At 64.3% G+C, this 25,808-nt stretch carries 21 protein-coding genes and 3 tRNA genes; 11 read left to right on the top strand and 13 right to left on the bottom strand.

Features of this window, described 5'->3' with window-relative positions; all coding sequences use genetic code 11:
* Window positions 1–13 precede the first annotated feature (13 nt).
* The 10 genes from FHY19_RS08505 to FHY19_RS08550 all read left to right on the top strand — a co-directional run bounded on the left by FHY19_RS08505 (window position 14) and on the right by FHY19_RS08550 (window position 6,201).
* A complete protein-coding gene (locus FHY19_RS08505; RefSeq protein WP_002813792.1) occupies window positions 14–640 on the top strand; it encodes a glycine cleavage system protein R in 627 nt (208 codons plus the stop codon).
* 13 nt (window positions 641–653) lie between these two features.
* Complete coding sequence (locus tag FHY19_RS08510) at window positions 654–1,004, top strand: ribonuclease E inhibitor RraB (protein ID WP_259153906.1); 351 nt, start codon at window positions 654–656, stop codon at window positions 1,002–1,004.
* A 39-nt stretch (window positions 1,005–1,043) separates the two neighbouring features.
* Complete coding sequence (locus FHY19_RS08515) at window positions 1,044–1,526, top strand: peroxiredoxin (protein WP_259164666.1); 483 nt, start codon at window positions 1,044–1,046, stop codon at window positions 1,524–1,526.
* An 82-nt stretch (window positions 1,527–1,608) separates the two neighbouring features.
* Window positions 1,609–3,006 carry a PhoH family protein gene (locus tag FHY19_RS08520; RefSeq protein ID WP_259164674.1) on the top strand — a complete coding sequence of 466 codons (1,398 nt, stop codon included), beginning with the start codon at window positions 1,609–1,611 and terminating at the stop codon, window positions 3,004–3,006.
* The gene (locus tag FHY19_RS08525; RefSeq protein WP_259164676.1) at window positions 3,006–3,488 is read left to right on the top strand and encodes a hypothetical protein; all 483 of its coding nucleotides are present in this window, start codon (window positions 3,006–3,008) and stop codon (window positions 3,486–3,488) included. Before FHY19_RS08520 ends, FHY19_RS08525 begins: the two co-directional genes overlap by 1 nt.
* Window positions 3,489–3,494: 6 nt before the next feature.
* Window positions 3,495–4,166: a YoaK family protein gene (locus FHY19_RS08530; RefSeq protein ID WP_259153895.1), complete on the top strand. Its 672-nt coding sequence runs from the start codon at window positions 3,495–3,497 to the stop codon at window positions 4,164–4,166.
* Between the two features lie 37 nt (window positions 4,167–4,203).
* Window positions 4,204–5,013 carry a bifunctional hydroxymethylpyrimidine kinase/phosphomethylpyrimidine kinase gene (gene thiD, locus FHY19_RS08535; protein ID WP_259164687.1) on the top strand — a complete coding sequence of 270 codons (810 nt, stop codon included), beginning with the start codon at window positions 4,204–4,206 and terminating at the stop codon, window positions 5,011–5,013.
* On the top strand, window positions 5,010–5,915 hold the full coding sequence (locus FHY19_RS08540) for an alpha/beta fold hydrolase (protein ID WP_259164690.1): 906 nt from the start codon (window positions 5,010–5,012) through the stop codon (window positions 5,913–5,915). Before thiD ends, FHY19_RS08540 begins: the two co-directional genes overlap by 4 nt.
* A gap of 40 nt (window positions 5,916–5,955) precedes the next feature.
* Window positions 5,956–6,032 (top strand) — tRNA-Arg (locus FHY19_RS08545).
* 92 nt (window positions 6,033–6,124) lie between these two features.
* Window positions 6,125–6,201, top strand: a tRNA-Arg gene (locus FHY19_RS08550).
* Window positions 6,202–6,352: 151 nt separating this feature from the next.
* Here FHY19_RS08550 and FHY19_RS08555 read toward each other — a convergent pair.
* Both FHY19_RS08555 and FHY19_RS08560 read right to left on the bottom strand, forming a co-directional pair.
* The gene (locus FHY19_RS08555; RefSeq protein WP_259164691.1) at window positions 6,353–7,345 is read right to left on the bottom strand and encodes a DedA family protein/thiosulfate sulfurtransferase GlpE; all 993 of its coding nucleotides are present in this window, start codon (window positions 7,343–7,345) and stop codon (window positions 6,353–6,355) included.
* A 44-nt stretch (window positions 7,346–7,389) separates the two neighbouring features.
* The gene (locus FHY19_RS08560; RefSeq protein WP_259164699.1) at window positions 7,390–8,334 is read right to left on the bottom strand and encodes a LysR substrate-binding domain-containing protein; all 945 of its coding nucleotides are present in this window, start codon (window positions 8,332–8,334) and stop codon (window positions 7,390–7,392) included.
* A 135-nt stretch (window positions 8,335–8,469) separates the two neighbouring features.
* Between FHY19_RS08560 and FHY19_RS08565 the strand changes: the two genes are divergently transcribed.
* Entirely contained in the window at window positions 8,470–9,171 is a 702-nt protein-coding gene (locus FHY19_RS08565) for a pirin family protein (protein ID WP_259164701.1), read from the top strand.
* 252 nt (window positions 9,172–9,423) lie between these two features.
* On the opposite strand, the gene FHY19_RS08570 is transcribed toward FHY19_RS08565, so the two are convergent.
* The 11 genes from FHY19_RS08570 to hflX form a co-directional block, all read right to left on the bottom strand.
* Window positions 9,424–11,367 (bottom strand): methyl-accepting chemotaxis protein, encoded by a 1,944-nt coding sequence (locus tag FHY19_RS08570; RefSeq protein ID WP_259166347.1) that lies wholly within the window; start codon window positions 11,365–11,367, stop codon window positions 9,424–9,426.
* A gap of 1,406 nt (window positions 11,368–12,773) precedes the next feature.
* Window positions 12,774–12,866: transfer RNA gene (locus FHY19_RS08575), tRNA-Ser, on the bottom strand.
* Between the two features lie 83 nt (window positions 12,867–12,949).
* Window positions 12,950–13,165, bottom strand: a complete 216-nt coding sequence (gene csrA / locus FHY19_RS08580; protein WP_104611342.1) for a carbon storage regulator CsrA — start codon at window positions 13,163–13,165, stop codon at window positions 12,950–12,952.
* 139 nt (window positions 13,166–13,304) lie between these two features.
* Window positions 13,305–15,953 (bottom strand): alanine--tRNA ligase, encoded by a 2,649-nt coding sequence (gene alaS / locus FHY19_RS08585; RefSeq protein WP_259164710.1) that lies wholly within the window; start codon window positions 15,951–15,953, stop codon window positions 13,305–13,307.
* 101 nt (window positions 15,954–16,054) lie between these two features.
* Window positions 16,055–16,543, bottom strand: a complete 489-nt coding sequence (gene recX / locus FHY19_RS08590; protein WP_259153887.1) for a recombination regulator RecX — start codon at window positions 16,541–16,543, stop codon at window positions 16,055–16,057.
* Between the two features lie 249 nt (window positions 16,544–16,792).
* Complete coding sequence (recA, locus tag FHY19_RS08595) at window positions 16,793–17,827, bottom strand: recombinase RecA (protein WP_259153886.1); 1,035 nt, start codon at window positions 17,825–17,827, stop codon at window positions 16,793–16,795.
* 172 nt (window positions 17,828–17,999) lie between these two features.
* Window positions 18,000–18,641 carry a transcriptional repressor LexA gene (lexA, locus tag FHY19_RS08600; protein ID WP_259153885.1) on the bottom strand — a complete coding sequence of 214 codons (642 nt, stop codon included), beginning with the start codon at window positions 18,639–18,641 and terminating at the stop codon, window positions 18,000–18,002.
* A 66-nt stretch (window positions 18,642–18,707) separates the two neighbouring features.
* Complete coding sequence (gene ubiB, locus FHY19_RS08605) at window positions 18,708–20,384, bottom strand: 2-polyprenylphenol 6-hydroxylase (protein WP_259164721.1); 1,677 nt, start codon at window positions 20,382–20,384, stop codon at window positions 18,708–18,710.
* 437 nt (window positions 20,385–20,821) lie between these two features.
* Window positions 20,822–23,347: a TonB-dependent receptor gene (locus FHY19_RS08610; protein WP_326521116.1), complete on the bottom strand. Its 2,526-nt coding sequence runs from the start codon at window positions 23,345–23,347 to the stop codon at window positions 20,822–20,824.
* Between the two features lie 265 nt (window positions 23,348–23,612).
* On the bottom strand, window positions 23,613–24,107 hold the full coding sequence (locus tag FHY19_RS08615) for a CinA family protein (protein ID WP_005992383.1): 495 nt from the start codon (window positions 24,105–24,107) through the stop codon (window positions 23,613–23,615).
* 380 nt (window positions 24,108–24,487) lie between these two features.
* Window positions 24,488–25,807 carry a ribosome rescue GTPase HflX gene (hflX, locus tag FHY19_RS08620; RefSeq protein WP_104611349.1) on the bottom strand — a complete coding sequence of 440 codons (1,320 nt, stop codon included), beginning with the start codon at window positions 25,805–25,807 and terminating at the stop codon, window positions 24,488–24,490.
* Window position 25,808 lies beyond the last annotated feature (1 nt).

A 25,808-nucleotide genomic window follows, 5' to 3' on the forward strand; every position in this document is an offset into this window, starting at 1 on the left:
ACCACGGGCAAGTATGCTGGTCACCGCCAGGGCGCCTGCCCGGGCGGCCATTCAGCCTGATGCAATGCCGGAAGCCCCTTTGACCGACTCTACACCCCGGCCTTCGCCGACCGAAAATCACCTCCTGATCAACGCCTACACGACGCATCCGGAGTCCCCCCTATTGCCTGTCACCCGCCGCATCGCCGATAGCGGCTGCAATCTCGTGGACGCCCGCCTGGCAACGGTGGGGCGCGATGTCTCGGTCACCGCGCTGGCCACAGGCTCCTGGGATTCGGTCGCCAAGCTCGAAGCCATGCTGACCCGGCTGGAACGCGAGGAAGGCCTGAAGCTGGTCTGGTACCGCACCGGCCCCAAGCAGACCCAGTCCAACCTGCTGCCCTACATCGTCGAAGTCATCGCCGCCGACAAGCCGGGCATCCTGTTCCAGCTGGCCGATTTCTTCGACCGCCAGGGCATCACCATCGAAAATCTGCAAAGCACCCGCTACCGCGCCATGCAGACCGGCGCGGAGATGTTCTCTGCGCAGGTGACCATCGGGGTGCCGGCCAACATGCACATCGCCGCGTTGCGCGATGATTTCCTGGAATTCTGTGATCACCTCAATCTCGACGCGATCATGGACCCGATGAAGTTCTAAGGCAGACGCACCGATGGCCATCGCCCAATCCGCGCTGAAACAGATGTTCGACCATATCCGCTCCGAGACCGACTGGAATCTCGACGGCCCCTTGCGCTGGGAGTATTTCTTCGCCGACCCGGCGCAGGAACCGCTGCAGAAACTCGCCGAGCAACTCACCCAGGACGGCTACCGCGTCATCGACATCTTTCTCGGCGAACGCGACGAAGATGACGGCGACGACGAGGAGTCGTATTTCCTGCACGTGGACAGGCGCGAACACCACACCATCGAATCGCTGAATCAGCGCAATGCGCAGTTCGACGCACTCGCCAAACGTTTCCATGTGGCTGCTTATGATGGGATGGACGTCGGGCCGGCCTGACCGGCCGCCGACCGCCTCTCCCCTTCAGGCTGAGCAACGATGACCGACGCTGTACTGGAACTGCCCGCTACCACCCTCGACCTGCCACTGGCGCTGTCCGGCGGCACCCAGGCCACCCTGCGCGGCTATGCCGGCAAGTGGGTGGTGCTGTACTTCTACCCGAAGGACAGCACGCCCGGCTGCACCACCGAAGGCCTGGATTTCAACGCGCTGCTGCCGCAGTTCTCGCAGGCCGGCGCGGTCGTGCTGGGCGTCTCGCGCGACTCGGTGAAGTCGCACGACAATTTCTGCGCCAAGCAAGGATTTGCCTTCCCGCTGGTCAGCGATGGCGACGAGGCCCTGTGCCGCGCCCTCGACGTGATCAAGGAAAAGAACATGTACGGCAAGCAGGTGCTCGGCATCGAGCGCAGCACCTTCCTGCTCTCGCCCGAAGGGCGCGTCGTGCAGGCCTGGCGCAAGGTCAAGGTCGCCGGCCATGCCGAGGCCGTGCTGGCCGCAGTCAAGGCGCACGCCAAACAGTGACGCCCCTGAGTTCCCGTGTCCTCCATCACCCTGCACATGCAGGCGTGATGGCTCGCCCCTGCTCCATCACTTGGAAGACCCAATGACCCGAGGCAAGCGCATTTACGTGCTGGACACCAACGTGCTGATGCACGATCCCACCTCGCTGTTCAAGTTCGAGGAACACGATGTGTTCCTGCCGATGCAGGTGATCGAAGAACTCGACAACGCCAAGAAGGGCACCTCCGAAGTCAGCCGCAACGCGCGCCAGGTCAGCCGCTTCCTGGACGAACTGCTGGAGAACACCAACGCCGAGCAGATCCAGGCCGGCATCCTGCTCAGCCATCCGCAGGGCATCCAGCTCAAGGGCCAGGCGGCGATCGGCCGGCTGTACTTCCAGATCCATCCGATCGACCCGGGCCGTACCTTCGGCGCGATGCTGCCGGACAACAAAATCCTGGCCTCGGTGCTGGCGCTGCGCGAAGAAAACCCGGATGTGCCGGTCATTTTGGTGTCCAAGGACATCAACCTGCGCATCAAGGCCTACATCAGCGGCCTGGTGGCCGAGGATTACCAGAACGACCGCGCGCTGGACGATTTCAGCCTGCTGTTCACCGGCGCCATCGAGCTGCCGGAAGACTTCTGGCAGAAGCACAACGAAGACCTGCGCAGCTGGAACGAGCGCGGTCGCACCCATTACGAGATCGTGCTGGCCGACGACGAAGACTGGCACCCGAACCAGTACCTGTATCTGCCCGGCGAAGACGACGTGGAACTGCGCGTGGCCAAGGTCGGCGGCGGCAAGGCCACGCTGTGTCTGGTGGACGATTTCCGCCACACCCAGCACGCGGTCTGGGGCATCGCCGCGCGCAACCGCGAGCAGAACTTCGCGCTCAACGCCCTGATGGACCCGGAAATCGATTTCGTCACCCTGCTCGGCACCGCCGGCACCGGCAAGACGCTGCTCGCGCTGGCCGCCGGCCTGGCGCAGACGATGGACCAGCAGCGCTACCGCGAAATCATCATGACCCGCGCCACGGTCAGCGTGGGCGAGGACATCGGTTTTCTGCCCGGCACCGAAGAAGAAAAGATGACCCCGTGGATGGGCGCGCTCACCGACAACCTGGAAGTGCTCACCCACAACCAGGACGGCGGCTCCTGGGGCCGTGCGGCCACCAACGACCTGCTCGCCAGCCGCATCAAGATCCGCTCGATGAACTTCATGCGCGGGCGCACCTTCCTGTCGCGGTATCTGATCCTGGACGAGGCACAGAACCTCACCCCGAAGCAGATGAAGACCTTGATCACCCGTGCCGGCCCCGGCACCAAGATCGTGTGCCTGGGCAACGTCGAGCAGATCGACACGCCCTACCTGACCGAGACCACGTCCGGCCTGACCTACGCGGTGGATCGCTTCAAGGCCTGGCCGCACAGCGCGCACATCACGCTGCGCCGTGGCGAACGCTCGCGTCTGGCCGACTTCGCCTCGGAGGTGTTATGATGCGAACGCTTCGCAGCGCCACTGCACTTGCGGTGCTCGCACTGGCCGGCTGCGCGACCACCCAGGCGCCATCGACGGTGCCAACCAACCTCAAGAGCGGGCAGTCGTGGATCATCACCCGCCAGAGCGTCGCCGAGCAGGTGCTGGACACCTGCTCGCGCGATAGCCCGGCGCGTCATCCGGGCCAGATCAGCGGCTACTGGGAACCGAGCCATCAACAGATCGAGCAGCTGGAATCCCGGCAGGATGCGTTGACGCCGACCATTGCCGAGCCGCGCGAGTTCGACCGCCAATACGTGGGCGTGGTGATCCAGGGCCAGCAACTGATCTACATCAATGCGTTCAAGCTGCCCAACGACCCGCCGGTGAAACCGGCACGGGAAGCGATCAAGGTCTGCGACGGCGGCAGCGCTTTCTGGGGGGCGCTGTACGACCCGCAAACCGGCGCGTTTTCGCAGATCGCCGTCAACGGCAGCCCCTGACCCGCAATGGGCCTGCTGCTGCCGCGCTGGGTCTGGATTGGCGCGGTGGCATTGTCGAGCGTGGCGGGCATGGTCAACGTGGTCGGCTACCTGGGTTCCGAGCATCAGGTGGTCAGCCACCTCACCGGCACCACCAGCCTGCTTGGCGTGGCCCTGGTGCAAGGCAGCGCGCCGGAGATCGGCTTCCTCTGGGGCGTCCTGATCGCCTTCTGCGCAGGCGCCATGCTCAGCGGCCTGATCATCCAGGACGATGCCTTGCGGCTTGGACAGCGCTACGGCGCGGCGCTGCTGATCGAGGCACTGCTGTTGCTGGCCGCGATTCCGCTGTTCAAGCTGCATCATGTCGGCGGCGCTCTGTTCGCCGCTGGCGCCTGCGGCCTGCAGAATGCGATGGCGACCACCCTCAGTGGCGCGGCGGTCCGCACCACGCATGTGAGCGGCATGTTCACCGATCTGGGCATCGGCCTAGGGCACCTGCTGCGCGGACGCCCGCTGCAGGTGCGCCGGCTCACGCTGAGCGGGCTGATCATCGGCGGCTTTCTTGGCGGCAGCATCCTGGGCACTGTGCTGTTCCAGCGCTGGCAGTACGACGCGCTCTACCTGCCGGCCATCCTTACCGGATTGACCGGTGCCGGCTATGTCGCCTATCTGCAATGGCGTCGCTGGCGTACAGGATGATGCGCACATCCTCCAGGCAGCAGTGCAGAATCGGCGTATGACCACGCCCAGCACGCTGTCCGCATTGACCATCGCCGGCTCCGATTCCGGCGGCGGTGCCGGCATCCAGGCCGATCTCAAGACCTTCGCCGCGCATCGCGTGCATGGCTTGTCGGCGATTGCCGCATTGACGGCGCAGCACACGCGCGCCGTCACCGCCGTGCACATCCCGCCCATCGCATTCTTGCGCGCACAGGTGGACGCCTGCTTCGCCGACTTCCAGATCCAGGCCGTCAAACTCGGCATGCTGGCCAATGCCGAGGTCATCCACTGCGTGGCCGATCTGCTCGAAGCCCATCGCCCGCCTTTCGTGGTGCTGGACCCGGTCATGGTCGCCACCAGCGGCGCTCGCCTGCTAGAGGATGCTGCGCTGGATGCGCTGCGCTCGCGCCTGCTGCCGCTGGCAACCTTGATCACGCCCAACACGCCCGAAGCCGAGCTGTTGACCGGCCGCCGCATCGACACTGCCGATGCCGCCGAACATGCCGCCGCCGCGCTGCTGGAGCTCGGCGCGAACGCCGTGCTGCTCAAGGGCGGCCACCTGCACGAGGGCGCACGCGTCATCGATCGCTTCGATGACGGCGTCACCCAGGACGTGTTCATGCATCCGCGTGTCGACGTCGACGCGCACGGCACAGGCTGCAGCCTGTCGGCGGCGATCGCCGCACAGCTGTGCCAGGGTCTGTCGCTACTCAACGCCTGCGAGGCCGCGATCGACTACGTGGCGCGCGCCATCCGCCTGGGGCAGCGCCCGGGGCAGAGCGAGGTACTGGTGCTCGACCATTTCGGCGCCGCTCCTGGCGTATGAGCGCGCACAGCCAGACGCTGACGGCCAGCGCAGCGGACGGACATCGCTGGGAAGTGATGCGCATCGCACCGCTGCAACCGATCGCCACCTTGCTGTGGCTGCCCGCACTGGGCGTGGCGGCACGGCATTACCAACCGTTCGCCCATGCCTTGGCCGCTGCCGGAATTGCGGTGTATCTGCACGAATGGCGCGGCAATGGCAGCAGCACGCTGCGCCCATCGCGTCGACACGATTGGGGCTATCGCACCCTACTGGCCGACGACATTCCGGCCAGCCAGGCACTGATGGACCGGCTTGATCCGCAGCACCCGCGCATCGTCGGCGGGCACAGCCTGGGCGGTCAGCTGGCCTGCTGCCATGCCGCGTTGCAGGCCGGGCGATTGCCATCGCAACCCGACTCGCCTTTGACGCAGCTATGGCTGGTTGCCAGCGGCTCGCCGTATTGGCGTAATTTTCCGCGTCCCATGCGTTACGGACTGCCGCTGGTGTATCGCGCCCTGCCCTGGCTTGCACGCGTACAGGGCGTGCTGCACGGGCGATCGCTCGGCTTCGGCGGCACCGAGGCACGCAGCCTGATCGCCGACTGGGCGCGGGTCGGCCGCAGCAATCGCTATCGCGCTGCAGGCAGCGACTGGGAACTGGAGCGCGGGTTGGGCGCGTTGACGGTACCGATCAAGGCGCTGACCTTTGCACACGATCACTTCGGCCCGGCTGCGGCGCTGCATGCACTGCTGCACAAGATGCCGCACGCGCATGCCGAGCTGCAGCAGTTGGATGATGCGCAACTGGGCGTGCGCAGCGATCACTTTGCATGGATGAAGGCACCCGCCGCTGTGGCGGCTGCGCTGCATCGCAGGCGTGCCGATACAGTCAGTGGCGATCGAATTTCACAAAGGGATTGACGAGTACGCCGGGCATCCGCATAATTCCGCTCCTGACGAGGCGCCCGTAGCTCAGTTGGATAGAGTACCTGGCTACGAACCAGGCGGTCGGGAGTTCGAATCTCTCCGGGCGCACCATCTTCAGGAACAAAAAAGACAGCATTGAACCGCTGTCTTTTCAGTTAAAAGTCCGACTGCAGTGCATCGGATTGCAAGTCAAAACAAGATATGCGCCCGTAGCTCAGTTGGATAGAGTACCTGGCTACGAACCAGGCGGTCGGGAGTTCGAATCTCTCCGGGCGCACCAATCTTGAAGAAAACGACCAGCTTGCTGGTCTTTTTTTTGCCTGTCGTTTTGACTGCATCGCCTGCGAGCCCGGCTTGCGCAGCGTACCGATCGTGCAGACGCACCGAGCGAATGCGCTGCGACACCTGTTACCGAACCAGACGCAGAACGCTCACGTTGTCGCGCCAACAGCATCCGATTTAGCGACCACCACCACCGGCACCAACGAGGTCACCGGATGTCCGGCATCGCGCCAAGCATCCAGCCCGCCAAGCAACGGACGCACATCGCGATATCCATGCTCGCGCATCCGGCCCGCCAACCAGGCCGCAGACACTTCATCCGGGCACGCGCAATAAATCACCACACTGCGATCGCGCGGCACGCTGGCCAGAATCTGCGCAAGCTGGCGTTCGTCGGCGAAGACCGCGCCAGGAATCGTGTACGGCTGCAGCTCGCGGTATCCGGGTGCCCGGATATCCAGCACCGCCGGCCGCAGGCTCTCGTCGCCATCCAGCAGCGGCACCAGCTCGTCCACCGCAATGCGCGCGCGCTCCAGCGACCGCAGCAGCGTGTGACGCCGCCACCAGCGCCACCCGACGTAGCAAGCCAGCAGCGCGGCCACGATCACCACCGCACCAGAACCGAGTCCGGACAAGAACGCGAGCACGTCCTGCACCTGATTGGCGAACATCGCCCCGAGGCCCAGCCCGACCAATGCCCACAGCGAAGCGCCGAATGCGTCGTAACGCAGGAACGCGCCCGGCCGCACCCGCATCGCACCGGCCATCGGAACCGACACCATCGACAGGCCAGGCACGAATTTGGCCACTGCCAGGACCCGCACACCCCAGCGCGAGAAGAACCGCTCGGTCTGCTTCATGCAGGTATCGCGCGACAGGGATAACCGGCACAGCGACTGCAAGGTGCGATTGCCGAAGCGGCGACCCGCCAGATACCACGCCAGATCGCCAAGCAGACTCGCCAGCACTGACACACCCCACGCTGCAAGACCCGCCAGCCACGCCTCGCTGCCACCGCGCAGTGCGTAACCGGCGCCGACCAGCACCAGCGTCGGCAACGCCGGCACCGGCAGCCCGAGCGACAGTGCCAGCACGTTGGCAAACACCAGCGCCAATCCGTACTGTTCGATCAAGCCTTGCATGCGAGGGTCCTGCGCGACGGCAAGCGGCCATTATCCGCTCTTGATCACGTTTGCGACTGCCCGGCAGCAGCGAAACGATACGTTTCGGCAAGCGCCTGCAACCATCGCTCGAACAGCCCATCGGCACGCAAGGCGCGCCGCCACCAGCCAAGCGCCTCGCCCTCTTCGCCCGGCCGCCACGCCAGGTAGAAAGTCTCGTCGGCCTTGTGAGTTTCCACCGGTACCTCGCGCAAACGACCATTCAGCAGCGCGCCCTGCGCATACGGCTCAGGCAGAAACCCGTAACCTGCCCCGGCCAGCTGCAGCAGCAACTTGGTGTGCATGTCCGGCACGGTCAGCACGTCGCGGCCGGACAACAAACCGACCGTGCGCGGTAGCAGACGCCGCGCAGAATCGGCCACGGCAATCGCGCGATGGTCGGCCAGCTCGGTCGCACCCAGCAATTTCGCGTCCGCCAGCGGATGCCTCGCCGCCACGACGAACACGAAGCGCACGGTGCCGATCCGTTCGGCGACATAACCGCCACCGCTGGGCCCCTCGCCCGCCGCCACGATCAAATCCACGCGCCGGTCCAGCAACGCCTCCCAGCTGCCGGACAACGACTCGCTGAGCACACGCAGCCGAGTGCTGTCGGCCACGGCGTAGAAGTCCAGGATCTGCGCCTGCAACAGCGCGGCCGGCAACATCGCGTCCAGCCCGATCGCAAAGTCCGATTCCCAGCCGGAGGCCACCCGCCGCACCCGCACCTCCAGCTCCTGCGCGGCACGCAGCAGGTTTCGTCCTTCGCGCAGCAGCTCGCGCCCGGCCTGGGTCGGCGTTGCCTTCGGCCCCACCCGCTCGAACAGCTGCACACCCAGATCGTCTTCCAGCTTGGAAACCGTGTACGAAATGGTGGACGGCACCTTGAACAACACCTTGGCCGCGGCGGCGAACGAACCGCGGCGGTCGATCGCATCCAGGATCTGCAAGGCTTCCAGGCTGATCTTCATTGTTCGAATTTTTCGATGGTGGCGACCAAATCTACTCGCTTTTTCTCTGCATTGAAGGGGTGGAGACTACGCATCAAGCCGCTGGGACAGCGATTCGCCCCTAGCGCCAATTCGAACCTTTCAAGGAGAAGCAGCATGTTGAATGTCCGCAAGAGCGAAACCCGTGGCCGCGCCGAGCATGGCTGGCTGTCCTCGCGCCATACCTTCTCCTTCGCCAGCTACCACGACCCGCGCCATATGGGCATCGGCCCGCTGCGGGTGATCAACGAAGACAAGGTGACCCCGGGCGAAGGTTTCGGCACCCACGCCCACCGCGACATGGAGATCATCTCTTACGTCCTGGGCGGCGCGCTGGAGCACAAGGACAGCATGGGCACCGGTTCGGTCCTGCACTACGGCGATGTGCAGCGCATGAGCGCCGGCAGCGGCGTGACCCATAGCGAGTTCAATCATTCGTCCAGCGAGCCGGTGCACTTCCTGCAGATCTGGGTGATGCCCGAGCGCAACGGCATCGAGCCAAGCTATGAAGAGAAGCATTTCGATGCCGACAGCAAGCGCAACCAGTTGCGCCTGATCGCCTCGCCGGCCGGTGACGACGGCTCGCTGCGCCTGCACCAGGATGCACGGCTGTATGCATCGATCCTCGATGGCGACGTGCGCCTGCAACAGCCGCTGGCCGAAGGCCGCATCGGCTATGTGCAGGTGGCCCGCGGCAGCCTGAGCGTCAACGGGCAGGCGCTGTCGGCCGGCGATGCAGTGCAGGTCATCGGCGAGCCGGAGATCGTGCTGGCTGACGCAAGCGACGCGGAAGTACTGGTGTTCGATCTGCCGAAGTAAGCCTTGCAGCGCATGCGATGCGCACGCGCTGCCGGGGCGCTGATCGCAATGCACAAGGCCCGCTTTAGCGGGCTTTGTGTTGTGCGCAGGACATCGTCGCGACGCTGCACGCATGCCCTGTACGCTTGCCACCGTGCTGCGAGAGCAGGTGCCGCACATGCGCAGCCACACGACACGGTGTACGACGTCAGCGACGAAAGCAACCACGTTGCAGCCGCTCCAACCCGGCCGTGGAATCGGCGCGGGCGTCGGTTATGCGGCCTGCGATTTGACCTGCGGGTCGAACGGCGCATCGGGCTGCGCCGATCCGTCGGCATCGCCGTTGACCAGCGCAAACAGGGCGTCCGCATCGGCCTCCAGCACACGTGCCGACCGCGCCAGGTCGTCGACCATCTGCGCCTGGTCGCGCGCCTGCACGCCGATGGACTGCAGCGCCGTGTTCGCCGTCGAAATATCCTGCGCCTGCTCGTGGCTGGCAGCGGCGATCTGCTCCACGGTCGCGGTGACACGCAGCACCGAGGTCACCACGTCCTGCATCACCACACCGGCCTGCTCGGCCAGGCGCGAGCCGTCGCCGACCTGCCCGGTGGCATTGTCGATCAGCGAGCGGATCTCCCTGGCCGACACGCCGCAGCGCTGCGCCAGGCTGCGCACCTCGGTGGCGACCACCGCGAACCCACGCCCCTGCTCACCGGCGCGCGCCGCTTCCACTGCCGCGTTGAGCGCCAGGATATTGGTCTGGAACGCGATCCCGTCGATCACTTCGATGATCTGACCGATGCGGTCGGTTGCCGAGCGGATGCCGGCGGTGGTCTTGACCACATCGGCGATGACGTCGGCACCGCGCCGTGCCACCGCAGCCGAGTCTTCGGCCATGCGGCGTGCCGAGCCGGCGTTTTCGGAGTTGGCGCGCACGGTGGCCGCCAGTTGATCGATCGTGCTCGAGGTCTGCGCAACTGCGCCGGATTGCGTGGACACCCGGCTGACCAGCTCCTGATTGCTGGCAGAAATATGATGCGACTCGCGCTGCACGTTCTGCGCGATGCTCATGGTCTGCCGCATCAGGTCGCGCATGCGCTCGGCCGATCGCACTTGATCGGTTACGTCGGTGGCGTACTTGACCACCTTGTACGGGCGCCCGGAGACGTCCAGGATGGGATTGTAGGAGGCCTGGATCCACACCGAGGTGCCGTCCTTGCGCAGCCGGCGATACCGTCCCGCGTCGAACTGACCACGCGCCAGCTTTGCCCAGAAATGCCGGTACTCGTCGGAGGCGCGGTAGGCCGCATCCACGAATATCCCGTGATGCTGGCCAACCGCCTCTTGCGCCGAATAGCCAATAATCGCCAGGAAATTCTCGTTGGCATTCAGCACACGGCCGTCCAGATCGAACTCGATCACGCCCATTACCTTGTCGATGGCCTGCATGCGGCCATCCGCGTCGGCCGAATCGATGACCTGACGGGTGACATCGGTGGCGTACTTGACCACCTTGTAAGGGCGACCGAGCTCGTCGAGGACTGGATTGTAGGAGGCCTGTATCCACACTTCCCTGCCATCCTTGCCGATGCGCTTGTAGCGACCCGCATCGAATGCACCACGCCCCAGCGATTGCCAGAACGCGCGATACGTAGCCGATTGACGCGTCTGCGCATCCACGAACATGCCGTGGTGCTTGCCGCGGATCTCATCGAGCCGATAGCCCATCACCTGCAGAAAATTCTGGTTGGCATCGAGCACCGTGCCATCCAGCGAAAACTCGATGACGGCCATGACCTTGTCGATCGCATCGATCCGCCCTTCGAAATCGGCGGTTTGACGTACCTGTTCGGTGATGTCGGTGGCGTATTTCACCACGCGGTAGGCCTTGCCCGTGCGATCCAGCAACGGGTTATAGGAAGCATTGATCCAGACTTCGCGGCCTTGCTTGTCCAGCCGGCAAAAACGCCCGGCATTGAAGTCGCCACGCCGCAGCGCATCCCAGAACTGGCGGTAGCTCTCGCTGTCGCGATCGCTCGTGGTCACGAACATGCGGTGATGCTGGCCGACGACCTCATCACGCCGGTATCCCATCAGCGACAGGAAATTCTCATTGGCCTCAAGGATGCGGCCATCCAGATCGAATTCGATCACCGCCATCACCCGGTCCACCGCATTGGCCTTGTGTTGCAGCCCACGGCTCCACAAAGAGAACAGGCGTCCAAGCAACGGTAGGCGCATCACGTCGAAATCCGAGTTGTGGTTCACGTTGTTAGCGACACGCATGCGGCTTACTTGACCCCCATTCGCTCGCCACGGAGCCGAGCGATTCAGGCGTCGCACGGCCCGCCTTGATCGGCCTGGTCAGGCGCGGCCCATCTCCGAAATCCAGACGCTGCTTCCGTGTAGACGAAGAAGACCAGGCCTTCTTACCAGATGCGACAGCCAGGGGGCGGATACTGTAAATCGACTGCCAAGGCGCGCGCTTAGTCAGCACACCTGCAATCGCGTGCGATGGATGCTGCCGGGCCTTGCATCAAGAGTGCGCGGCATAGACACGCTGGCCAGAAACCACACGCAAAAGCTCTGAAGCTTCAGATCAAGGACCGATGACACAAGGTCTTCCGCGTTGGATTGCAAGGCGTGCAGCAGGCGGCTGCCTGGTTGAACGCAGAAGCATGACGCTGCAGATAGCTCTTCGCTCGTTCGCTGCAATCAGCGTCGGCCAACAGCTGCAAGCCACAGCTGCAAGCCACAGCTTCAAGCGAAGATAGTTCGCAGTCTGCCAAGCCCATTCTCCAGCTGCCTGTTTTCCAGCAACAGAGAAGAGAAAGACGCACGAAGGCAGCAAGCAGCAAGCAGCAAGCAGCAAGCAAAGGACAGCATACGGACCGACCGAAGTGGTAGCCGCAACCAACTTAGGTTGCTTCGAAAACGCCATTCGGTGCCAACATAGGCAGCAGACGGGACCGGTCAGACCCAGCAACCGCATGTCGGTCGCGATCGATGGTCGCTCGCAATGCGCGGCAGCAGTGCCTGCACCACAAACCGATCTTCCTGCGACCCGTCTTGCCATCGCTCAGGTCACCAAACAGTCACCACACAGGAAGGGACACTCGCCAGCAGCGCCGCGCGGCGGCGATCAGTCATTCCAGGCAAACACTTCTTACCAAAAGCGAGCGCTGCCATTCACAGCACTGGGCGGACTGGACGTTTCGCCGCATGCCGGGACTTCCCGCAACCAGGTTGCGATCGCATCCCTGCGCATCGTCGACGCATACGCTCGTGCATGCACTCCACCGGCAAGCTCGCACATCCGGGCATCGTGGGCCCATACCCACGATGCAACGCGTCCGCGCCACGCGACACCGGCAATGCGCGATGCAACGACCCGGGCGGCGCAGACCGCCGCAGACAAACCGATCAGGACATATCGGCACACCGAAGACATGAGTGCCGAGAAGTTCCCGACCACAAGCAACGCGTGATATTCGCAGGGCCCTCAACTGCGAGGCAGTGGTGCTAACTGGACCACCGGCAAGCGACGATCGACTGGTGCTGACCGCGTCAGTTAGCCAAATAAAAACGCCCGCAAATCAATGATTTGCGGGCGTCTAGAACACTGGCGGAGCGAGAGGGATTCGAACCCTCGATAGAGCTTTTGACCCTATACTCCCTTAGCAGGGGAGCCCCTTCAGCCGCTCGGGCATCGCTCCAGTTTTTGCGTCCTGCCGCGATGTCCGTGGCAGGCCGCGAAGAATACCGGGTAACAGGGGCTAACGTAAACCCTTTATGGCGATCAATTCGAAGAATCGTCGCCGTGGTGATGCGCGCCAGAAGCAACCGGCTCGTCCCCACGCTGGATGCGCTGATAAATCTCTTCGCGATGCACAGCCACATCTTTCGGTGCGGTGATGCCAATTCGCACCTGATTGCCCTTGACGCCGAGCACGGTAACAGTGACCGAGTCGCCGATCATCAAGGTTTCGCCTACCCGGCGAGTGAGGATCAACATTTTGCAAATCTCCTGGAACCGGTGGGTTTCCCACCAGCATCGACGGCCTCCTGAGTGAGACGCGCCCTAGGTAAAGGGAATAGACCAGAAATGGTAGCGGGACATCCTGCCAGCCAGCAAGGCATAGCAGGACAAGTGTTCAGCCCAAGTGTTGCTTGACCCAGGAGGTCACACCGTCGAGTGCGGTCGCAAGGGCGGGCCCGTCCTCGCCACCACCCTGGGCGAGATCCGGACGGCCACCGCCCTTGCCTCCGATCTGACTGGCGATATGGCCAAGGAGTTCCCCCGCCTTCACCTTGCCAGTTGGGCTGCCATTCACGCCGGCGACAAGTGCGACTTTGCCCGCCGAGGCACCGGCCAACACGATCACCGAATCGCCGAGCTGCTGCTTCAAGCGATCCATCGCCTCGCGTAGCGCCTTTGCATCGAATCCTTCCAGACGCACCGCAATCACCTTGACCCCGGCCACGTCGACAGCACTGCTACCGAGATCTGCCGTCGCGCCGGAGGCCAGCTTGGCCTTCAGCGATTCCAGTTCGCGCTCAAGCCGCTTCTGACGCTCTGTCAGTGCACGCACCTTGTCGACCACCTCGGCGGCGTTGCCACCGAGCAGACTTGCCGCCTCGGACAAACGACGCTCCTCATCGGCAACGTAATCCAGCGCGCCCTGCCCGGTCACCGCCTCGATTCGGCGCACGCCCGAAGACACGCCGCCCTCGGAGGTGATCTTGAACAGACCGATGTCGCCGGTACGGCTGACGTGGGTACCGCCACACAGCTCGGTGGAATAATCGCCCATCTTCAGCACGCGCACGTGCTCGCCATATTTCTCACCGAACAAGGCCATCGCGCCGAAATCCAGCGCTTCCTGCATCGCCATGTTGTGCACTTCGACACTATGGTTGGTGCGCACCTCGGCATTGACCTTGCGCTCGATCACCGCAAGCTCCTCCGCGGTGATCGGCTGGAAATGCGAGAAATCGAAACGCAAGCGGTCGGGTGCCACCAACGAGCCCTTCTGCTGCACATGCGTGCCCAGCACTTCGCGCAACGCGGCATGCAGCAAGTGCGTGGCCGAGTGATTGAGGATGGTCTTGCCGCGGCGCTGCACATCGATGCCGCCGGCCAGCACATCGCCCAGCGCAAGCGCGCCTTCGGTGATGCGTCCGACATGCCCATGGAACTGGCCGGCGAACTTCTGGGTGTCGGTGACGTCGATCGACACATCGGTGTTGCTCAATTGCCCGCTGTCGCCGACCTGGCCGCCGGATTCGGCGTAGAACGGCGTGCGATCGGTGAACACGATGACCTCGTCGCCGGCTTCGGCACGCTCGACCGGACGGCCCTGCTTGAGCAGCGCGACAACCTTGAGTACGTCGGCGTCATGCGCCTCATAGCCCAGAAACACCGTCGGCGACATGGTCGCAACCAGATCGGCCGGCAATGCGACGCCGCCACCGAACTTGCCTGCCGCACGCGCGGTCTCGCGCTGACGCTCCATGGCAAACTCGAAACCCTCCATGTCCACACGCAAGCCGCGCTCGCGTGCGATGTCGGAGGTCAGATCGACCGGGAATCCATAGGTATCGAAGAGGCGGAAGGCATCGGCGCCGGGAATCACCTCCTGCGAGCGGGCGGCAACCTCGTCGAAGATCTTCATGCCGGCGTCCAGCGTCTCGGCAAAGCGCTCTTCTTCGGCCAGCAACGCGCGCGCGACGGTCTCGCGTGCGACCACCAGTTCGGGATAGGCCTCGCCCATCAGCTCGACCAGGGTCGGCACCATCTTGCTGAAGAACGGCTGGCGCACGCCCAGCATCCAGCCGTGCCGCAGCGCACGCCGGATGATCCGGCGCAATACATAGCCGCGCCCTTCGTTGGAAGGCAGTACGCCATCGACAATCAGGAACGAGCACGCGCGAATGTGGTCGGCGATCACCCGCAGCGACTTGTTTTCCAGATCGGTGATACCGGTCAGGGCACTGGCCTTGCCGATCAGGGCCTGGAACAGGTCGATTTCGTAATTGGTATGGACGTGCTGCAGGATCGCCGCAAGACGCTCCAACCCCATGCCGGTATCCACGCATGGCGCAGGCAACGGCACCAGGGTGCCGTCGGGCTGTCGGTCGAACTGCATGAAGACCAGGTTCCAGATCTCGATGAAACGGTCGCCATCTTCGTCCGGCGAACCGGGCGGACCACCGGCGATGTGATCGCCATGATCGAAGAAGATCTCGGTACACGGGCCGCAGGGACCGGTGTCGGCCATCTGCCAGAAATTATCCGAGGCGTATGGCGCGCCCTTGTTGTCGCCGATACGCACGATGCGGCTTTCGGGAACGCCGATCATGTCCCGCCACAGCGCGAAGGCTTCTTCGTCGGTGTGGTAGACGGTGACCAGCAGACGGTCGGCCGGTAGCTTCCAGACTTGGGTCAACAGTTCCCAGGCCCAGGCGATGGCGTCCTTCTTGAAGTAGTCGCCGAACGACCAGTTGCCCAGCATTTCGAAGAAGGTGTGGTGGCGCGCGGTGTAGCCCACCGAGTCCAGATCGTTGTGCTTGCCGCCGGCACGCAGGCAGCGCTGCACATCAGCGGCCCGCACATAGCTGCGCTTTTCCGCGCCCAGGAACACGTCCTTGAACTGGACCATGCCGGAATTGGTGAACAGCAGGGTCGGGTCGTTACCCGGCACCAGCGGCGCGGACGGCACGATGGTGTGGCCCTTCCCCTCGAAAAACGCGAGGAAGTCACTACGAATCTGGGAAGTGCTGAATTTGGCAGGTGCGTTCATGAGCTGGCATTGGGCGGGCGGCAGTCCCGGTCACCCAATGACATGTGGGCGCAGATGAGCGGAACAACCTGAAACCACAAAGGGTAGCAGGCCTGACGCCCTCAGTCCTCAAGCTCGAAGCGGGTGGCGCTACGAATACTGTTGCCGTCGAAACCACGCCGGGCCAGCAGATCGGCCGCCTTGCGTCGTTGCGGCAGATCTACCGGGCCTTGCTCGCCAAACCGGCGCCGGACCAGATCGCGTGCGTTCTCGGTCCAATCGCCTTCAAATGTCGCCATGGCAGCACTGATGGCCTCGCTATCCAGGCCATGCGTTCCGAGTTCGGCGCGAATATGCAGGGGGCCATAGCCCGAGCCGGCACGATTGCGCACCACCGCAGCAGCGAACCGGGTGTCGTCTTGCCAACCCTCCTCCGCCAGCCGCTCAACCGCCGCCTGTGCGGCATCTGGCTCGATTCCGCGCGCCAGCAGCTTGCGGTTCAATTCCTTGCGCGAGTGCTCGCGCCGCACCAGTAGCCCCAGTGCGCGTTGGACCGGCGTCTGCTCCTTGAACCGGCGTCCCCGCTTGGGTGCGGGCTCGTGCTCGTCCATCGTGACGTGTCCCCGATCACTGAATCAATGCGCCCTCCATGGCGCCTGCCCTCCTGGCCTTCGATAGATCTACCGCGAGAAGCGACGGCACTGACTCCGCCGTCCCCGCGATAGAAAAACTTGCTGCGTTACCGCTCGCGCTGCAGTGGGCTGTCGCCAAGCGCTTGAGTCCGTCATGCTCTACGAGCACCTGACGGATGGTGCGCAGCGTCGACCGACTCGACCGCAATCGCTCACAGCCGGCGGCGTTTATTCCTTGTCGGCGTCTTCGCCTGCTTCGGGCGGGGCTTCGGTAGGCTGGAACTTCTCACGCAGCTCGGCTTCGAGCTTGGCCGCCACCTGCGGGTTATCGCGCAGATAACCACGTGCATTGTCCTTACCCTGACCGATGCGCTCGTCGCCATAGCTGTACCAGGCGCCGGCCTTGTCCACCAGCTTGGCCTCCACGCCCATGTCGATCAATTCGCCCTCGCGGCTGATGCCCTCGCCGTAGAGGATTTCGGTCACGACCTGCTTGAAAGGCGGCGCCAGCTTGTTCTTGACCACCTTGATCTTGGTCTGGTTACCGATGATTTCGTCGCCCTTCTTGATTGCGCCGATACGACGGATATCCAGACGCACCGAGGCGTAGAACTTCAGCGCATTGCCGCCGGTGGTCACTTCCGGGCTCTGGCCCGGCATCATGACGCCGATCTTCATGCGCAGCTGATTGATGAAGACCACCAGGGTATTGGACCGCTTGATGTTACCGGTGAGCTTGCGCAGCGCCTGGCTCATCAGACGCGCCTGCAGACCCGGGAGCTGATCGCCCATTTCGCCTTCGATTTCGGCCTTCGGCGTCAGTGCAGCCACCGAGTCGATCACCACGATATCCACCGAGCTGGAACGCACCAGCATGTCGGCGATTTCCAGCGCCTGCTCGCCGGTATCGGGCTGCGACAGCAGCAGATCGTCGACATTGACGCCCAGCTTGGCGGCATAGATCGGGTCGAGCGCATGCTCGGCATCGATGAACGCGGCGGTCCCGCCCTTTTTCTGGCATTCGGCGATCGCCTGCAGGGTCAAGGTGGTCTTGCCCGAGGATTCCGGTCCGTAGATTTCCACCACGCGGCCCTTCGGCAGGCCGCCGATCCCCAGTGCGATGTCCAGCATCAACGAGCCGGTCGGAATGACTTCGACGGCCTCGATCACGCGGTCGCCCATGCGCATCACCGAGCCCTTGCCGAATTGCTTTTCGATCTGGCTCAGTGCGGCGGAAAGGGCGCGCTTCTTGTTCTCATCCATCTGGGTGATCCTTGTCAGTGATTTCGGTGTAGGGCTAATGTAGCGGCGGTGTATCGCACAGGCTGAGACTGGCTGCGACACATCTAGATTAATGTTGCGAACATTGTGCTGGCAGCGGCGAATCCTGCGGTGTCAGCTGAGGAAAACGCCGGCGCGCGCATCGGTGCAACCCTCAGCGATTTGGCCTCAGCAGCCCGCAATACAGGCCTTCGATGGCGAAATCCTGATCCGGCAATACTTCGATCGGGGCGTAATCGGGGTTGCGCGGCAGCAGCCGGATCCGGTCCTTGCCGATCTTGAGCAACTTGACGGTGATCTCCTCGTCGATCCGTGCCACCACGATCTGCCCCGAGCGCGCATCGCGGGTGCGATGCACGCCGATCAGGTCGCCATTGAAGATGCCTTCGTCGCGCATCGAATCGCCCTGCACCTTGAGCAAGTAGTCCGGCGACGGCGAGAAGAACACCCGGTCGAGCACGACGAAGTCGTCCGAGCCGATATCGGCGCCGATCGGCAAGCCCGCTGCCACGCGACCCAGCACCGGCAGCCGCAGCACGTCGTCGCGCAGTGGCTCGGTGATCGGCGGCGTCCGCGACTGCGCGCCCTGCCCGGCCAGCCGGATGCCACGCGCCTGTCCCGGGACGCGGCGGATCGCACCCGCCTGCTCCAAGGCCTCCAGGTGATACTGCGCGGCGCGTACGCCCTTGAAGCCGAAGGCGCGGGCGATCTCGGTCTGCGACGGCGGGACGCCGTCGGCGTCGATGCGGTCGGCGATCAAGGCCAGGATTGCTTGCTGGGTATCGGTCAGGTCCATGGTTAGTAGTATTACTACTAACACCGCCATGTGCAATAGCGCCGAAGCAAAGCCCGCTGCTGATCGCTAACGCCGGCTGCGCCAGATCGAGAACAGGATCCAGATGCCGCATAAGCCTGCGCCGATGAAGCCGCCAACGCCCAACGCCAGCAGCCAGCGGCTGGCGCTCCCGCCGACGCTGTTCATGACGATCGACGAACCGATCACCAGGGCCGCGGTCACGATCCCCATGGTGAGCCGGTTGGCGGCGCGGTCGACCTGCTCGCCGAATTCGCGCAAGGCGCGCGTTTCCACGTGCAGCTGCAACTTGCCGCGCCGCGCCGCCTGGATCAGGCGCTTGAGATCGCGCGGCAGATCGCCGATCAGATCGATCGCCCCGGTCACGGTGCGCCGGCTGCGACGCAACATCGCGCTTGGCGCATACCGCTGCAAGACCACTCGCTCCAGATACGGCCGCGCTTCGCTGGCCATGTCGAAATCCGGGTCGAGCTGGCGCCCCATCCCTTCGAGGGTGAGAAAGGCCTTGATCATCAGCGCCAGATCCGACGGCAGGGTGAGCCCGTGGTCGCGCAGGATGGCGGTGACGTCGCCAAGCATCGCGCCGATGCGTAGCTCTTTGAGCGGCACACCGCGGTATTGGTCGACGAATGCACCGATGTCCTGCTGCAGCCGCGCCTCATCGATCTCCAGGCTGGTGCCGGCCCACTCCAGCAGCACGTCGATGACGGCGTCGGCGTCGTAGCTCACCATGCCGTGCAGCAGTTGCGCCACCTGGAAACGGCGTTGTTCGGAGACGCGCCCGACCATGCCGAAATCGATGAGCGCGATACGCCCGTCGCGCAGATAGAAAATATTCCCCGGATGCGGGTCGGCGTGGAAGCAGCCGTCCTGCAGCACCATCTTGAGCACGATGCCGGCACCGGTGCGCGCAAGCGCCTTACGATCCAGCCCCGCCGCATCGACCGACACCAGGTCGCGCCCGGGAATGCCGTCGATGAATTCCTGCACATTGAGCGACTCGCAGGTCCACTGCCAATACACCGTCGGCACCACCACCTGCGGGTCGTGCGCGAAGTTGGCAGCGATGCGCTCGGCATTACGGCATTCGGCGGCGAAGTCGAGTTCGCGCCGCAGCGAAACGGTGAATTGCTGCACCACTTCAGCCGGGCGATAGCGCTTGAGATCGGGTGCGCGCGTTTCGACGATGTCGGCAAGCCGTGCCAGCAGGCGCAGATCGGCATCGATGGTATCGCCGATGTCCGGACGACGGATCTTCAAGACCACCGGTGTGCCGTCGGCCAGCCAGGCACGGTGCGTTTGCGCCAGCGACGCAGCGGCCAGCGGCTGTTCGTCCAATCGCGCAAACACGCTTTCCGGCTCAGCGCCCAATGCGGCGACCAATTGCGGGCGGATCTGCTCGAACGGCAATGCAGGAACCGCGTTTTGCAGTTCGCTCAGTTCTTCGATCCATTCCGGCGGCAGCAAGTCGACACGCGTCGCCAGCACCTGCCCCAGCTTGACGAGGGTTGGCCCCAGTTCCTCCAGCGCACGGCGCACACGCACAGCGGCCGACATCCGCAAGCGGCCCTCGGCGTTGCTCCAGTGCAGTAGCCTGCCGGCGCGTTCGAGCACGTCGGCCAGCCCGATGCGGCGCACCACATCGCCGAAGCCGTACCGAATCAGGACCGAGGCGATTTCCTGCAGACGCCCGAGATCACGCACAGTGCCAAGCGCTTCCCACATCAGTGCACCGCCTGTGTTGCTTCGCAACCGGCGCCGGGCCTGCTGCACGCCTGTGCGCGGGCCCAGACGTGAGCGATCGCTCGATGCGGCCGCACTGCCTCGCGAGCCGACCGCCGCGTTACCCCAAGTCCACCAGCATCGCGTGCCGGCAAGACAACCGCATGACGCCACGCCTCACGCCACACGAACCGGCGCGCATGCGCAGCGACAACGCACGATGCACCAGGCGGACTGCGCGAGGTGAAGAGGGATGGCAATGTCTCGAACACGGCAGCGGAAAACGCGAACATCGGCACACAGGCTGGCAAGGAGACTCTAGTTTGTAGCCGATCTCTGCGCCGCTGTCGCGCTTGTGCCGGCCTCGGGCTGAGCGCAGAGCGTGGTGCGCGCACACGCCGACGCATCGATTGCGCAACATGCAGTGCGGCGCAGTGGCTTCAATACCGAAGGCGCAAGGTCAACCCATAGGTCCGCGGCGCGCCGAGAAATGCGTTCCAGGAACCGGTCTGCAGCGGCGTATCGATGACAATCTGTCGATAGGTTGCGTTCCCCAGATTTTCTACCCACGCCTCCAGCAGCCAGCGTTTGTCATCGGCACCGACGCCCACGCGTGCGTTGAGCAGGGTGTAGCCCGGCTGCGCCTTCTGCGGATCCAGATCACTGCCGGCGTTGTACTCGGACGTGTGTTTGGCGCCGACATTGACACGGCCGGTCAGGCGATTGCCGATGGCATGTTCGTAGGTGACCGACAGATTCGCCGACCAGCGCGGCGCAAAGCTCAGGCGGCTGCCAGGCAGCAGCGCCAACTCTGCATCCGGTAACGGATCGTCGCCATAGCTGGTATCCGCATAGCTGAGCCCGCCTTGCAGCATCAGTCCCGGCAGGGCGCCCTGCCACAGCACTTCGGTGTCGATGCCGCGCGAGACCACGGTCGGGATGGCGCGCACCACGAAGCTGGTGCCGAGGAAATTGTTGAGCTGGAAATCGCTGAAATTCTGGTAGAACAGCGTCGCGTTCAACAGCAGGTTGCCGCCGAGCCAGGTGGTCCTGGCGCCGAGTTCGTAGCTGTCCACGAACTCGCCCGGAAATGCGGTGTCATCGACGGGCAGGATGCCTTGCACGCCACTGGACAGGCCATCGGACGACTGCACGCGATCCAGATTGAAACCACCGGCCTTGTAACCGCGCGCGGCCGACGCATAGGTCATCAGCGCATCGTTCCAGCGATACGCCAGCTTTGCGGTACCGGACCACTCGCGCTCGGTGAGACGTTGTTCGGTCACGCGACCGGCATGGGCACTATTTGCCCAGGGCAGGCAGGTGAAGCCGATCACCTGCGGCGCGATGGCCGGCACCGCGGCCGCGGGCACGCCACGCGCAGTCAACGCTGCGCCAATGCGTCGCAGCGCTGCCGGACTCACGCTTCCATTGGGTGCGAAATAACTGGCGCACGCCGGACTGCCATCTGGATTTTCGAACGCGGATCGCAGCGCCTTATGCTCGTAGGTATAGCGCAGGCCCACGACCACATCCAGCGCATCGGTGGCATGCCAGGTGTTGTTGGTGAACAGCGCCGCGCTGGTGCCATCCTGCCGAAAGCGATCCTGGCTACCCTGCCCGCGAAACAGGCTGCCTGTAGGCAGACCGGTGGCATCGGCCAAAAACCGCGTCGTATCCGCACGCGCGGCCAACGCCGGATTCACCCGTGCCAACAGCACGCTGGACAGATAGGGTTCGTATGCACTGCCGAAACGGTAGGACTCGTTGCGATGCAGGGTTTCATCGGCGTAGAACGCGCCCACCAGCCAATCGATGCTGTCGGTGGCTCCGGCCAGGCGCAGTTCCTGACTGAAGGTGCGGAACTTGGTAAGCATCTCGTTCTCGCGCGGTTCGCGATAGAGGATGTCGGCCGCGCCATAGTCGAAATCCAGGCCGTTGACCGACTTCCAATCGCGCAGCGCGGTGATCGAGGTCAGCACCGCCTGGTTCAGCCATGGCGTCGCCCAATCGACCTGCGCCGCGACACCGCGGTCCTGGATGTCCTGCGCCGTGCTGCGATTGCTATAGGCACGGCGGCGAGCCGGCTCCGCTCGCGGACTGGTGCCCTGCCCACCCGCGGCCAGTGCATCGATCAACGCGGCAGTCGGGCCGCGCTCGGTGGTCACGGTGACGCAGCAATTTTCCTTGCGGCTGGTGGCATCGGCTGCGAGGTTGATATCCAGATCGTCGGTCGGCTCCCACAACAACTGCACGCGCGCGGTGCGCAGATTCTGATCGCCATCATCGGTGGCGGTGCGTGGGCCCGCGCCGGTCACCACCTGCTCGAACCCATCGCGACTGCGCCTTGCCGCGTACACGCGCAGCGCACTGGTTTCGCCCAGCGCATCGTTGAACGCACCGGCAACTCCCAGCGCACCGTAATTGCCGGCAGTGAATTCGGCATCGGCGCTGCGGGCAAAGCTCGGCCTGCGCGTGACCACATTGATGACGCCCGCCGAGGTATTTTTACCGAAGACGGTGCCTTGCGGTCCCTTCAGCACTTCGATGCGTTCAAGCTCGCCCAGGTCGGCGAAGCTCACGCCGTTGCGTGCACGCGCCACGCCATCGATGACCACGCCGACCGAAGATTCGAGCCCGGCGTTATCGCCGACTGTGCCGATACCGCGGATGCGCGCAGTGGTTTGCGCTGCGCTTTGGCTGCTGGTGACGATCAGGCCCGGCACCAGCACCTGCAGTTCCTTGATGTCATGCACGCCGCTGTCCTGCAGCAGCTGCTCGGGCAAGACCGAGACCACCACCGGCACATTCTGCAGCGATTCTTCGCGTTTTTGCGCGGTGACCTTGAGTGCAGACAGCGTCGTCGGCGCGTCGGCCGCTGCGCTCTGTGCATGGAGACCAGGCGCAGGCAGCGCTGCCAAGAGTGCTAGCGCCAGCAAGGCGCAAGGTTGCCGTTCCATTTCCATGCGTGCCCCCCGGCGGACGTGCGCGCGATGTGCTGCAGCCAATGCCGCAGCTGGCGCCAAGCCTCACCTTACCGGTTGAGCTTCAATACATGGCGCAGGGAGCGGAATGCACGGCGCGCAGGACGAATGCCGCGCCGCTGTGCATGTATGCCAGCCATGCATCGCACGCAGCATTACTCAGCAGGCGCGGAGACTTCAGGCGTTGGCGATCACATGAGGATCTGAAACCGCGACAAGGAGGATCCGGATTGCCCGCGCAAGTCAGTTACAGCAGAGCACTCAAACCACGCAGCGCCGCGACCACGGTTTGACGACGGACCGCATCGCGGTCGCCATCGAACTGGAACAATTGCGCCGTGGCGTAGCCGCCGCGCCGCTTCCAGCCGATCCACACCGTACCCACCGGCTTGTCTTCGCTGCCACCGCCCGGACCCGCAATACCGGTCACGGCGACCGCAATGCTGCCACCGGACGTCACCAATGCACCGGACACCATTTCGATCACGGTCTCTCGACTGACCGCGCCATGCACCTCCAGCGTCTGCGGCCTGACCCGGAGCAGCGCCTGCTTGGCTTCGTAGCTGTACGCCACCATGCCGCAATCAAACCAGTCCGAGGAGCCGGCGATGTCGGTCATTGCCTTGGCGATCCAGCCGCCGGTACAGCTCTCGGCCGTCACCAGCCGCTCGCGCGCAGCGCGTAGTTGGGCGCTCAGCGACTCGGCAAGCTGCAAAAGGTCGTGATCAGTGGGAGACGTCATCGCCAGGGTCAGGATTGGACAGCGGTCACTTTTATCCGAATTTGCCCGCGCTGTCTTCCGCCAGGTGACCGGTCAGCGATCGGTTGTCGGACCGCTCGCCTGTCTCGGCGAGCGCCGCCCGGCGCAACGCGGATCACCACCGCTACAGCTGCGGTGGGATATCGCCACGTGCTTGACCGTTTGCGCTGATCCGCACGAGCCAGATACTCGATCCTGACACCGCGCGCGGCACCACGTCATGGCATCTCTGGCGATCTAGCTGTCGCTCATCGCATCGCAACGCCACGTCCGCTGCGTCATGACGCGTATCATCGGCGGACGGGGCCTGCACTCCGCCGCTGGCGCGCAGCTGGCTGCGCCCAGCTCCGTCGACGCGCGCGTCAGGTTTCCCAGTCTTCCCGACGGTCAGGAAGCATCGCGCGCAACGGTGCGCCATCCTCTCCGGCGGCAAGCCGTTCGGCTTCGACCATCGGCAGATCGACCTCAAGCAACCAGCCGTCCTCGTCGGACTGCTCGTTGCGCACCACTTCCAGCTGATGCAGCTTGGACCGCAGGCGACCGGCCGACGACGGCAGTCGCAGCTGTCCGGTCAGATGACGCAGATCCAGGCGTTGACCGAGTGCTTGCTGCAGTTCCTGCAAGCCACGCCCGTCGCGCGCCGAGACCCACACGCGTTCGCGCCGCGCCTGATCCGGGATGCCATCCTGGGCGTCGTGACGAACTTCGGCGCCGTCGATCTTGTCGATCTTGTTGAACACCAGCAGCTGCGGCAGATCGCCTGCACCGACCGCCTGCAACACCTCATCGACCTGCTGGATGCGTTCTTCGCGCAGCGGGTCGGCGGCATCGACGATGTGCAACAACAGGTCGGCGTCGCGCGCTTCGGACAGGGTCGAACGGAACGCGGCAACCAATTGGTGTGGCAGATCGCGGACAAAACCCACCGTGTCGGCAAGAATCGCGCTGCCGCCCGGCAATGCGATACGGCGCACGGTCGGATCCAGCGTGGCGAACAACTGATCGGCCACATAGGCCTCCGCACCGGTCAGCGCATTGAACAACGTCGACTTGCCTGCGTTGGTATAGCCGACCAATGCGATGCGCGGCAGCTCGCTGCGCATGCGCGCACGGCGCATCTGGGTGCGCTGTACCTCGACTTTTTCCAGCCGCTGCTGCAACTGCTCCACGCGCTTCTGCAGCAGCCGGCGATCGGTTTCCAGCTGGGTTTCGCCGGGGCCGCGCAGGCCGATCGAACCGCCGCGCTGACGCTCCAGGTGGGTCCAGCCGCGGACCAGCCGCGTGGCCATGTGCCGCAGCTGCGCCAGTTCCACCTGCAGCTTGCCTTCGTGGCTGCGCGCGCGTTGCGCAAAGATGTCCAGGATCAGGCCGGTTCGGTCGATCACGCGCCGCTCCAGATAGCGCTCGAGATTGCGCTCCTGACCCGGCGACAAGGTGTGGTTGACCAATACCAGATCCGCGCCGGTCGCCTCGGCGGCGGCCTTGATCTCTTCCAGCTTGCCGCTGCCGATCAAGGTCGACGGGCTGGGTTTGTCGATGCGCGCGGTGAGCGTTGCCGCCACCGTGGCGCCCGCCGACCTCGCAAGGTCGGCGAACTCCTCCAGCACATCGTCTTCGGCAGGCCCACCTGCGTGGGTCTGAATCAACAGCGCGTGCTCACCCTTGCGGGAACGATCAAACACG

The sequence above is a fragment of the Xanthomonas sp. 4461 genome (assembly GCF_024806475.1).
GTDB lineage: Bacteria > Pseudomonadota > Gammaproteobacteria > Xanthomonadales > Xanthomonadaceae > Xanthomonas > Xanthomonas arboricola_F.